The sequence below is a fragment of the Streptomyces sp. NPDC060002 genome, from assembly GCF_042737245.1.
In the GTDB taxonomy this organism is placed as follows: domain Bacteria; phylum Actinomycetota; class Actinomycetes; order Streptomycetales; family Streptomycetaceae; genus Streptomyces.
The window spans coordinates 134073-146103 of sequence record NZ_JBHWUW010000011.1 but is presented as its reverse complement, the minus strand read 5'-3'; the positions used below and the strand labels follow the sequence as shown (position 1 = coordinate 146103).

The following is a 12031-nucleotide window of genomic DNA, read 5'->3' as shown; positions in this document are numbered from 1 at the left end:
CTTACTCCTCGTCCTCGAGCCAGCCCATGGTCCGCTCGACGGCCTTGAGCCAGCTCTTGTACTCACGGTCGCGGGTCTCCGCGTCCATGCGGGGGGTCCACTCGGCGGCCCGGCGCCAGTTGGCGCGCAGCTCGTCGGTGCTGGTCCAGAAGCCGACGGCGAGGCCGGCGGCGTAGGCGGCGCCGAGGCAGGTGGTCTCGGCGACCATCGGGCGCACCACGGGGGCGTCCGCGAAGTCCGAGAGCGTCTGCATCAGCAGGTTGTTGGAGGTCATGCCGCCGTCGACCTTGATCGCCGCGAGCTCGACGCCGGAGTCCTTCGTCATGGCGTCGGTGATCTCGCGGGTCTGCCAGGCCGTGGCCTCCAGGACGGCGCGCGCGAGGTGCGCCTTGGTGACGTACCGGGTGAGGCCGGCGATCACACCGCGGGCGTCGGAGCGCCAGTACGGGGCGAACAGACCGGAGAAGGCCGGCACGAAGTAGGCGCCGCCGTTGTCCTCGACCGAGAGCGCGAGGGTCTCGATCTCGGCGGCGGTGGAGATCAGGCCCATCTGGTCGCGCATCCACTGCACCAGCGAACCGGTGACGGCGATCGACCCTTCGAGGGCGTAGACCGCCTTCTGCTCGCCGATGCGGTAACCGACCGTGGTGAGCAGGCCGTTGTAGGAGTTGACCGGCTTCTCACCGGTGTTCATCAGCAGGAAGGTGCCGGTGCCGTACGTGGACTTGGCCTCGCCCTCGGCGAAACAGGTCTGGCCGAACAGGGCCGCCTGCTGGTCACCGAGCGCGGAGGCGACCGGGATGCCGCCGAGCAGCTCGCCGAGCTTGCCGCCGGTGATCTCGCCGTACACCTCGGCGGAGGAGCGGATCTCGGGGAGCATCGCCAGCGGGACGCCGATGGACTCGGCGATCTTCTCGTCCCACTCCATGGTGTGCAGGTTCATCAGCATGGTGCGGGAGGCGTTGGTGACGTCGGTGACGTGCCTGCCGCCGTTCACACCGCCCGTCAGGTTCCAGATGACCCAGCTGTCCATGGTGCCGAAGAGGATGTCGCCCGCCTCGGCACGCTCGCGCAGGCCCTCGACGTTGTCGAGCAGCCAGCGCGCCTTCGGACCGGCGAAGTACGAGGCCAGGGGGAGGCCCGTCTCGCGGCGGAAGCGGTCCTGGCCGACGTTGCGGCCGAGCTCCTTGCAGAGCGCGTCGGTGCGGGTGTCCTGCCAGACGAGGGCGTTGTGGACGGGCTGACCGGTGTTCTTGTCCCACAGCAGCGTGGTCTCACGCTGGTTGGTGATGCCGATCGCCTTGATGTCGGCGCGGGTGATGCCGGCCTTCTCGATGGCCCCGGCGACGACCTCCTCGACGTTGGTCCAGATCTCGGTGGCGTTGTGCTCCACCCAGCCCGGCTTCGGGAAGATCTGCTCGTGCTCCTTCTGGTCGACGGAGACGATACGGCCGTCCCGGTCGAAGACGATGCAGCGCGAGGAGGTGGTGCCCTGGTCGATGGCGGCGATGAAGGGGCCGGCGGTGTGCGCGTCGGTCACGGTGTGCTCCTGGGGTTCCGTGGTGAGGGGGCTGTCTGTACGGCGCTGATGACTACGCGGTGTGGCTGGTGCTCTTAAGCAAAAGCGACGTTGTAGATACCCGCAGCGATCGCGCCGCCGATCAGCGGACCGACCACCGGGATCCAGGCGTAGCTCCAGTCGGAGCCGCCCTTGTTGGGCAGGGGCAGGAGGGCGTGCACGATGCGCGGACCGAGGTCACGGGCCGGGTTGATCGCGTAGCCGGTCGGGCCACCGAGGGACAGACCGATCGAGACGACCACCAGCGCGGTGATCAGCGCGCCCAGGTTGCCGAGGCCGTTGCCCTTGTCGTTCAGGCCCTGCGTGAGCACGGCGAGGACGAGCACGATGGTGCCGATGATCTCCGTGGCGAGGTTCTGCCAGACGACCCGGACCTCGGGGCCGGTGGAGAAGACGCCCAGGACCGGGCCGGCGGCCTGCTCCCGCGCCTCGACGGACTTGGCCTTGGCGGCCTCCGCGTCCGGCTCGCCGACGATCTCCTTGTCGGTGAGGTGCGCGTGGAACTGGCCGTAGTAGGCGACCCAGACCAGGGTGGCGCCGATGGCGGCACCGAGCAGCTGCCCGGCCCAGTAGACCGGAACGTTGCTCCAGTCGTCGTCCTTGATCGCGAGTGCGAGAGTGACCGCCGGGTTGAGATGGGCGCCCGAGAGGGGCGCCGAGGTGTAGACAGCCGTCAGAACGGCGAAACCCCACCCGAAGGTGATGGCGAGCCAGCCGGCGTTACGGGCCTTGGAGGCCTTCAGCGTGACGGCGGCGCAGACGCCGCCGCCGAGCAGGATGAGTATGGCGGTACCGATGGTCTCGCCGATGAAGATGTCGGAGCTGGACACCCGCGACTCCTTTGTCCTTCGTCCAGGAAGCCGAACCCCGGGTCCCGCCGGGGGTTCGAGCGCCCTCGGGGGTGAGAGCGATGCCGGCCTTTGGCGTTGTCACACTCTAGCGCGTATTGCCGTTAGGTGTTCGACAATGTCGACCGGTGGACGGGAGTCTTGCCGTGGCGTTACGTGCGCGTCAAGAGTGTTGTTGTCGAAAGCGCGATCGTTATTGATCGACGCGAGTTATCGATCTTCGCGCCGGTGCGCATACTCTCGCCCTGTTTGTGTAGTTCGGACAGTTTTGAACGTACGACAAAGGCCGGAACGTCGGAGGACGTCCCGGCCTGCTCTTACGTACTCCTCAGGAGCGGTGGGTCAGCGGCGGGGGTCGGGCGGCTGGTCGCTCAGAAACGCCCGGCACCCAGGTCGCGCGAGACCGCGCGGGCGCAGTCCCGTACCGCGGCGATCAGTTCTGGGCGCACCTCGCCGTCCCGGCCCAGCCGCTCCACCGCGCCGGTGATGCCGACCGCGCCCACGGGCATGCGCCGCCGGTCGTGGATGGGCGCGGCGACGGAGGCGACACCCTCCCAGGTCTCCTCGACGTCGGCCGCGTACCCCCGCGCGCGGGTCAGGTCGAGGACCCGCTCGAAGGCCTCCGGTTCGCACACCGTGCGGTCCGTGAACGGCTTGCGCTCGGCCTCCAGGACCTCGCTGTGCGCGACCGGGTCGTAGGCCGAGAGCACCTTGCCCAGGGCCGTGGAGTGCAGCGGCTGCATGGCCCCGATCTCCAGCACCTGCCGGCTGTCGTCGGGCCGGAAGACGTGGTGCACGATCAGCACGCCCTGCTGGTGCAGCACCCCCAGGTGCACGCTCTCGCCGCTGGACCTGGCCAGATCGTCCGTCCACACGAGGGCACGCGCGCGTAGCTCGTGCACATCCAGATAGGTGGTGCCCAGGCGCAGCAGCTCCGCGCCCAGCTGATAGCGCCCGGAGGCGTCGTCCTGCTCGACGAAGCCCTCGTGCTGGAGGGTGCGCAGGATGCCGTGGGCGGTGCCCTTGGCCAGGCCCGTGGACGAGGCGATGTCCGACAGGCCCAGTCGCCGCTCGCCGCCCGCGAGCAGCCGCAGCATCGCGGCCGCACGTTCGACCGACTGGATGTTCCGTGCCATCGCCGTCCTGCCTCCGTCCCCTCGACCGTCAACGCGCGGCATCTACTGCCGTCGTTCGGCAATGTCGAACACTACCGGTCCATGTCGACCTCTCGCTAACGTTCGGTCGATACGTGTTACGCCATTCGTCCCCACGGAGTGACGCGGCCGTCGCACACTCGCGTTCCGGTAGTGCTCCGGTCGTGCCCGGCTCCGGCCCGGCTCGTGGCCGCCCTGTGAAAGGCCGCCACGCCCGTCCGTCCCGTGGACGCCCCTGACCATAAGGCCTCCGTCCCGGCTACCCTGACGGCGTGCGCTCGTCTCGGGGAGCCTTCCTGCCCGCATTCCGAGGTGACGCAAAGCCGACAGCCGTCGCATCTGAGGGAGCCCTTTCATGGCCTCTGTGCCGCCGACCCCTTCCGCCGACAGCCGGACCCGTGTGTCCGCGCTCCGAGAGGCCCTGGCCACCCGTGTGGTGGTGGCCGACGGAGCCATGGGCACCATGCTCCAGGCCCAGGAGCCCACCCTCGACGACTTCGAGAACCTCGAGGGCTGCAACGAGATCCTCAACGTCACCCGGCCGGACATCGTCCGCTCCGTGCACGAGGAGTACTTCGACGCGGGCGTGGACTGCGTCGAGACCAACACGTTCGGCGCAAACCACTCGGCCATGGCCGAGTACGACATCTCCGAGCGGGTGTTCGAGCTGTCCGAGGCGGGCGCCCGTATCGCCCGTGAGACCGCCGACGCCTTCGCCGGACGCGACGGACGCACGCGCTGGGTGCTGGGCTCGATCGGCCCCGGCACCAAGCTGCCCACACTCGGCCACATCGGCTACGGCACCCTGCGCGACGGCTTCCAGGCCAATGCGGAAGGCCTGCTCGCCGGTGGCGCGGACGCCCTGATCGTCGAGACGACGCAGGACCTCCTCCAGACGAAGTCGTCGATCCTGGGCGCCAAGCGCGCGATGGAGGCGACCGGCGTCGACGTGCCGCTGCTGGTCTCGATGGCGTTCGAGACGACCGGCACCATGCTGCTCGGCTCGGAGATCGGCGCGGCCCTGACCGCCCTCGAACCCCTCGGCATCGACATGATCGGCCTGAACTGCTCGACGGGCCCGGCCGAGATGAGCGAGCACCTGCGCTATCTGGCCCGCCACTCCCGCACCCCGCTGCTGTGCATGCCCAACGCGGGTCTGCCGATCCTCACCAAGGACGGCGCCCACTTCCCGCTCGACGCCGAAGGCCTGGCCGACGCCCAGGACACCTTCGTGACCGACTACGGGCTGAACCTGGTCGGCGGCTGCTGCGGTACGACGCCCGAGCATCTGCGGCAGCTCGTGGAGCGGGTCCGGGGGGCCTCGCCCACCGAACGGCAGCCGCGGCCCGAGCCCGGTGCCGCCTCGCTCTACCAGACCGTGTCGTTCCGCCAGGACACCGCGTACATGGCGATCGGCGAGCGCACCAACGCCAACGGCTCGAAGAAGTTCCGCGAGGCCATGCTGGAAGGCCGCTGGGACGACTGCGTGGAGATGGCCCGCGACCAGATCCGCGAGGGCGCGCACATGCTCGACCTGTGCGTCGACTACGTGGGCCGCGACGGCGTCGCCGACATGGACGAACTGGCCGGCCGCTTCGCCACCGCCTCCACGCTGCCGATCGTCCTGGACTCCACCGAGGTTCCGGTCCTCCGGGCGGGCCTGGAGCGGCTCGGCGGTCGCGCGGTCATCAACTCCGTGAACTACGAGGACGGCGACGGCCCCGAGTCCCGCTTCGCCAAGGTCACCGAGCTGGCCCGGGAGCACGGCGCCGCGCTGATCGCGCTGACCATCGACGAGGAGGGCCAGGCCCGTACCGTCGAGACGAAGGTCGCCATCGCCGAGCGGCTCATCGACGACCTGACGACGAACTGGGGCATCCAGGAGTCGGACATCCTCATCGACACCCTGACCTTCACCATCTGCACCGGCCAGGAGGAGTCCCGGGGCGACGGCGTCGCCACCATCGGGGCGATCCGCGAGCTCAAGCGCCGCCGCCCCGACGTGCAGACCACGCTGGGCCTGTCGAACATCTCGTTCGGTCTCAACCCGGCCGCGCGCATCCTGCTCAACTCGGTCTTCCTCGACGAGTGTGTGAAGGCGGGCCTGGACTCGGCGATCGTCCACGCGTCGAAGATCCTGCCCATCGCCCGTTTCAGCGAGGAGGAGGTGACCACCGCCCTCGACCTGGTCTACGACCGCCGCCGCGAGGGCTACGACCCCCTCCAGAAGCTGATGGCGCTGTTCGAGGGCGCCACCACCAAGTCCCTCAAGGCAGGCAAGGCCGAGGAACTGGCCGCGCTGCCCCTGGACGAGCGGCTCAAGCGCCGGATCATCGACGGCGAGAAGAACGGCCTGGACGCCGACCTCGCCGAGGCCCTCCAGACCCGCCCCGCCCTCGACATCGTCAACGCGACGCTTCTGGACGGCATGAAGGTGGTCGGCGAACTGTTCGGTTCCGGCCAGATGCAGCTGCCGTTCGTGCTCCAGTCCGCCGAGGTCATGAAGACCGCGGTCGCCTACCTCGAACCGCACATGGAGAAGTCGGACGCCGAGGGCAAGGGCACCATCGTGCTGGCCACCGTGCGCGGCGACGTCCACGACATCGGCAAGAACCTCGTCGACATCATCCTGTCCAACAACGGCTACAACGTCGTCAACCTCGGCATCAAGCAGCCGGTCTCCGCGATCCTGGACGCCGCCGTCGAGCACAGGGCCGACGTCATCGGCATGTCGGGTCTGCTGGTCAAGTCCACGGTGATCATGAAGGAGAACCTGGAGGAGCTGAACCAGCGCAAGCTGGCGGCCGAGTACCCGGTCATCCTCGGCGGCGCCGCCCTGACCAGGGCCTACGTCGAGCAGGACCTGCACGAGATCTACCAGGGCGAGGTCCGCTACGCCCGTGACGCCTTCGAGGGCCTGCGCCTGATGGACGCCCTGATCGGCGTCAAGCGCGGGGTGCCCGGGGCCGCGCTGCCGGAGCTGAAGCAGCGCCGGGTCCGCCCGAGCGCCGCCGCCGTCGTCGAGACCGAGGAACGCCCGGAGGAGGGCCACGTCCGTTCCGACGTCGCCATCGACAACCCCGTCCCGAAGCCGCCGTTCGACGGCACCCGGGTCATCAAGGGCATCCAGCTCAAGGAGTACGCCTCCTGGCTCGACGAAGGCGCACTCTTCAAGGGCCAGTGGGGCCTGAAGCAGGCCCGCGCCGGCGACGGACCGACCTACGAGGAACTCGTCGAGACCGAGGGCCGGCCGCGGCTGCGCGGCCTGCTGGACAAGCTCCAGACCGACAACCTCCTCGAGGCGGCCGTCGTCTACGGCTACTTCCCCTGTGTCTCCAAGGACGACGACCTGATCGTCCTGGACGAGCAGGGCAACGAGCGGACCCGCTTCACCTTCCCCCGCCAGCGCCGCGGCCGCCGCCTGTGCCTGGCCGACTACTTCCGCCCGGAGGAATCGGGGGAGAGGGACGTCGTCGGCTTCCAGATCGTCACGGTCGGCTCGCGCATCGGCGAGGAGACCGCGAGGCTCTTCGGGTCGAACTCCTACCGCGACTACCTCGAACTGCACGGCCTGTCCGTGCAGCTGGCCGAGGCCCTCGCCGAGTACTGGCACGCGCGCGTGCGTGCCGAACTCGGCTTTGCCGGCGAGGACCCGGACGAGGTCGAGGACATGTTCGCCCTGAAGTACCGCGGCGCCCGCTTCTCCCTCGGCTACGGCGCCTGCCCCGACCTGGAGGACCGCGCGAAGATCGCCGAGCTGCTCCGGCCCGAGCGGATCGGCGTCCACCTGTCGGAGGAGTTCCAGCTCCACCCCGAGCAGTCCACGGACGCCATCGTGATCCACCATCCCGAGGCGAAATACTTCAACGCCCGGTGACGCAGGGCGTGCCACCGAGCACACTGATCGGATAAGTCGTACACTTGTCGGTCCACTGAAGGCCGGTTCCCCACAGCGGGAACCGGCCTGCTCGTCCCTCAAGGAGGTATGTGGATGACCAGTACGGTTCCCGCGCCAGTAACCCGTACGGCCGAGGGCTCCGCCCTGCAGGCCGTGCTGCTCGACATGGACGGCACCCTGGTGGACACCGAGGGTTTCTGGTGGGACGTCGAGGTCGAGGTCTTCGCCGGCCTGGGCCACACCCTCGACGACTCATGGCGCCATGTAGTGGTCGGCGGCCCGATGAGCCGCAGCGCCGGGTTCCTGATCGAGGTGACCGGGGCCGACATCGACCTCGCCGAACTCACCGTCCTGCTCAACGAGGGGTTCGAGGACCGCATCATCCGCGCTCTGCCCCTGATGCCGGGCGCCGCGCGGCTCCTTGCCGAGCTGGCCGAGCACGAGGTGCCCACGGCCCTCGTCTCCGCCTCCCACCGGCGCATCATCGACCGCGTCCTCACCTCGCTCGGCGCCGAGAACTTCCGCCTGAGCGTGGCAGGCGACGAGGTCCCGCGGACCAAGCCGTACCCCGATCCCTACCTGTTCGCGGCCGCCGGACTCGGCGTGGATCCCACCAGATGCGCCGTCATCGAGGACACCGCGACCGGGGTCGCCTCGGCCGAGGCGGCGGGCTGTCGCGTGGTCGCGGTGCCCTCCGTGGCGCCGATCACGCCGTCCCCCGGACGCACCGTCGTCTCCTCGCTGGAACAGGTCGACCTGGCATTTCTGCGCGACCTGATGCCGCTCCGATGATCGGCACCCCGATCATTGGTGATCGGCCGATGACGGAAATGCGATAGGCGTTCACCCAGCGTGCACCGCCGATAACGTGGAATTCGGCGTGTGCGCGCGGTGGAATTCCGATCTGCGGCAAGGTCCCGGCGGCGGCCGAATTCCACCCCACTCGAACCCCGTACGGCATGTGACGTTCCCCACCCGTGCGGGGGTCGACAGTTGACTCTCCGTGTGTATTACTCCCTGATGAACAGGGCTTCGACGTGTCTTTGTGTCCCGATTGATGGGTGGCTGTACGAATCCTTCCGCTGAGGGTTGTTCAGTGCGTCCACAGCCGGTTTCGCAGCGTGATGGACTTTCAACTCCGCTGGCTGCGAACCCTCGTGCTGCCGCGGACTAATCTCATCGCGAGAACCTCGCCCTAACCCGTGATCCGCCGCGACACCCCTGCATGCTGGGTACACGGACTCGACAGCTCTGGAGAAACTCGAGCATGAACCGCAAGACTTTGGTGCTGCCGGCCGTGGTCAGTCTGCTCGCGCCCGTACTCGCCGCCTGCGGCGGGTCCGACGGCAGTAGCGGCAGTGGGGACGCCATCGTCATGGGCACCACCGACCGGTTCACCGTCACCAAGGACGCCCCGGCGCCGCTCGACCCGGCGTACTCCTATGACGTCGGCACCTGGAACATCCTGCGCCAGACCGTGCAGACCCTGATGATCCAGCCCAAGGGCGAGGGCGAACCCGTCCCGGAGGCGGCCCAGAGCTGCGGCTTCACCGACACCGGCAACGAGCGCTACGCCTGCAAGCTGCGCAGCGGCCTCAAGTTCGCGAACGGCGACGCGGTCACCGCCGAGGACGTCAAGTTCTCCATCGAGCGCGCCCGCACCATCAAGGCCGACTCCGGTGTGTTCGCCCTGCTCTCCACGATCGACACCATCGAGACGCAGGGTGACAACGAAGTCATCTTCCATCTCAAGACCGCAGACGCCACTTTCCCCTTCAAGTTGTCGACTCCGGTCGCCGGCATCGTCAACCCCGACGACTACGAGAAGGACAAGCTGCGCGACGGCTTCTCGATCGACGGCTCGGGCCCCTACACCCTCAAGGCCGAGACCGACGACGACGAGATGACCAAGGCCGTGTTCACCAAGAACCCCAATTACAAGGGGACGCTGAAGGTGAACAACGACCAGGTCGACATGGTCTCCTACGAGGACGCCGACGCCATGGGCACCGCCCTCGAAAAGGGCGACATCGACCTCATGACCCGCACCATGTCGCCGGAGCAGATCCAGAAGCTCTCCGAGTCCTCCGCGGCCGGGGACATCGGCCTCGTCGAGCTGAACGGCCTCGAGATCCGCTACCTGGCCTTCGACACCACCGACCCGTCGGTCAAGACCAAGGCCGTGCGCCAGGCGATGGCCCAGATCATCAACCGCAGCGCGCTCGTCTCCGAGGTGTACGGCTCCCAGGCCGAGCCCCTCTACTCGCTCGTCCCGGCCACCCTCACCGGCCACTCCAACTCGTTCTTCAACACCTACGGCGACCCGAACGTCAGCAAGGCCAAGGGCCTGCTGGAGGACGCGGACATCAGCGCCCCGGTGAAGCTGACCCTGAACTACACGACCGACCACTACGGTCCGGCGACCAAGCAGGAGTTCGAGGTGCTGCAGAAGCAGCTCAACGACAGCGGCCTGTTCGACGTCACCATCAAGGGAACCGCCTGGGACGCGTTCGTCCCGGCCGAGCGCAAGGGCGAGTACGCCGTCTACGGCATGGGCTGGTTCCCCGACTTCCCCGACGCCGACAACTTCGTCGCCCCGTTCCTCGACAAGGACAACTTCCTCAAGTCCCCGTACTCCAACTCGGACATCATCGACAACCTGATCCCGGCCTCCCGCCGCGAGGCCGACCGTCTCAGCGCCGCGAAGAACCTGACGGAGATCCAGGACATCGTCGCCAGGGACGTTCCGATCCTGCCGCTGTGGCAGGGCAAGCAGTACGTCGCCGCCAACAACGACGTCACCGGTACGGCCTACGTGCTGAACTCCTCCGCGACCCTTCAGCTGTGGGAGCTCGGCCACGGTGTGAGCAACTGACGCACCCTCTCCGGGGCCCGGTACGACAGCCCCGGTGTGCAGAGAAACGACGACAAGGCATTTTGTGAACATGCGTAACCAGTGGCCAGTCCTGCCGATCGTGGCGGGACTGGCCTCCGGCCTGTTGACCGGCTGCGGCACCCAGAGCGGAGGCTCCGGGGGTGACGCCTCCTCCGTGGTCCTGGGAATGTCCGACGACGTTCTGGCCACGGACCCCGCCTCCGGCTACGACCCGGGCTCCTGGCTGTTGTTCAACAACGTCTTCCAGTCACTGCTGAGCTTCCCCAAGGGCGGTACGGAACCCGAGCCGGACGCGGCCCGGGAGTGCTCCTTCACCGACACGCGGACCCAGGTCTACACGTGCACGCTGAAGGACGGCCTGAAGTTCAGCAACGGCGACGCGCTCACCTCCGAGGACGTCAAGTTCTCCTTCGACCGCATGCTGAAGATCGACGACGACGCCGGCCCGGCGATCATGTTCCCCGCGCTCGACAAGGTCGAGACACCCGACGCCAAGACGGTCGTCTTCCGGCTCAAGGTGCCCGACGCCACCTTCCCCAGCAAGATCGCCTCGGGCGCCGGCTCCATCGTCGACCACGCCGAGTACGACGCCGACGGCCTGCGTGAGGACGGCGCCGCCGTCGGCTCCGGCCCCTACAAGCTGGACTCCTTCGGCGACGACGAGGCCGTCTTCTCCGTCAACGACCACTACCGGGGCAGCGCCGGCGAAGCCGACAACACCGGCGTCACCCTGAAGTTCTTCGGCGGCGACCAGAAGGCCCTCAAGCAGGCCCTGCTCGCGAACGACATCGACATCGCCTACCGGGGCCTCACCGCCGCCGACGTCTCCGACATCCAGCAGAGCACCGCCGACGGGGGCGCCGAGGTCGTCGAGGGCAGCAGCGCCGAGGTCCAGCACCTCGTCTTCAACATGGACGACCCGGTCGCCGGCAAGCTCGGCGTCCGCCAGGCCATCGCCCACCTGATCGACCGCGAAGCCCTGATCAAAGACGTCTACGAGGGCACCGCCGAACCCCTCTACTCGATCATCCCGGCCGGGGTCGCTGGCCACAACACCGCCTTCTTCGACCGCTACGGCGCCCGCCCCTCCCGGGCCGCGGCCGCCGCCGCGCTCGCCGACGAGGACATCACCGACAAGGTGAAGCTCACCCTCTGGTCCACCCCGACCCGCTACGGGCCGGCCACCGACCAGGAACTGAAGGCGATCGCGGCCCAGCTCAACGCCAGCGGCCTGTTCGACGCCGACGTCCGGTCCGTCGCCTACGGTCAGTACGAGAAGGACATCGCCGACGGCAAGTACGGCGTCTACGTCAAGGGCTGGGTGCCCGACTACCCGGACGCCGACAACTTCACCTCGCCCTTCTTCGGCAAGGGCAACGTGCTGAGCAACAACTTCGCCGACACCGCCATCACCGGCACGCTCATCCCGCGCACCGCCGCGCAGAGCGACCGCACCGCCACCGACGCGGACTACGCCGAGCTGCAGAACATCGTCGCCGAGGAAGTGCCGGTCCTGCCCCTCTGGCAGGCCAAGCAGTACGCGGTCGTCGGCGAGAACGTCTACGGCCTGGAGAACTGCCTGGACGCCTCCACGGTGTTCCGCTTCTGGGAACTCAGCAAGAGCTGACGACCCGACAGCCACACGCAGGAAGGCGC

At 68.3% G+C, this 12031-nt stretch carries 7 protein-coding genes; 4 read left to right on the top strand and 3 right to left on the bottom strand.

The window, feature by feature from the left end; translation table 11 throughout:
* Position 1: 1 nt before the first annotated feature.
* The 3 genes from glpK to ACFWBD_RS13520 form a co-directional block, all read right to left on the bottom strand.
* Positions 2 to 1540, bottom strand: a complete 1539-nt coding sequence (gene glpK / locus ACFWBD_RS13530) for a glycerol kinase GlpK (protein WP_385666489.1) — start codon at positions 1538 to 1540, stop codon at positions 2 to 4.
* 74 nt (positions 1541 to 1614) lie between these two features.
* Positions 1615 to 2409, bottom strand: coding sequence for an MIP/aquaporin family protein (locus tag ACFWBD_RS13525; RefSeq protein ID WP_385666487.1), 795 nt, complete (start codon positions 2407 to 2409; stop codon positions 1615 to 1617).
* A 389-nt stretch (positions 2410 to 2798) separates the two neighbouring features.
* Positions 2799 to 3563 (bottom strand): IclR family transcriptional regulator, encoded by a 765-nt coding sequence (locus tag ACFWBD_RS13520; protein WP_351762546.1) that lies wholly within the window; start codon positions 3561 to 3563, stop codon positions 2799 to 2801.
* Positions 3564 to 3936: 373 nt separating this feature from the next.
* Here ACFWBD_RS13520 and metH point away from each other — a divergent pair, with 373 nt between their 5' ends.
* From metH to ACFWBD_RS13500, 4 genes are all read left to right on the top strand, one after another.
* Entirely contained in the window at positions 3937 to 7458 is a 3522-nt protein-coding gene (gene metH, locus ACFWBD_RS13515; RefSeq protein ID WP_385666485.1) for a methionine synthase, read from the top strand.
* A 114-nt stretch (positions 7459 to 7572) separates the two neighbouring features.
* The gene (locus tag ACFWBD_RS13510) at positions 7573 to 8271 is read left to right on the top strand and encodes an HAD family hydrolase (protein WP_385666483.1); all 699 of its coding nucleotides are present in this window, start codon (positions 7573 to 7575) and stop codon (positions 8269 to 8271) included.
* Positions 8272 to 8746: 475 nt separating this feature from the next.
* Complete coding sequence (locus ACFWBD_RS13505) at positions 8747 to 10354, top strand: ABC transporter substrate-binding protein (protein ID WP_385666481.1); 1608 nt, start codon at positions 8747 to 8749, stop codon at positions 10352 to 10354.
* A 64-nt stretch (positions 10355 to 10418) separates the two neighbouring features.
* Positions 10419 to 12002, top strand: coding sequence for an ABC transporter substrate-binding protein (locus tag ACFWBD_RS13500; protein WP_385666479.1), 1584 nt, complete (start codon positions 10419 to 10421; stop codon positions 12000 to 12002).
* Positions 12003 to 12031 lie beyond the last annotated feature (29 nt).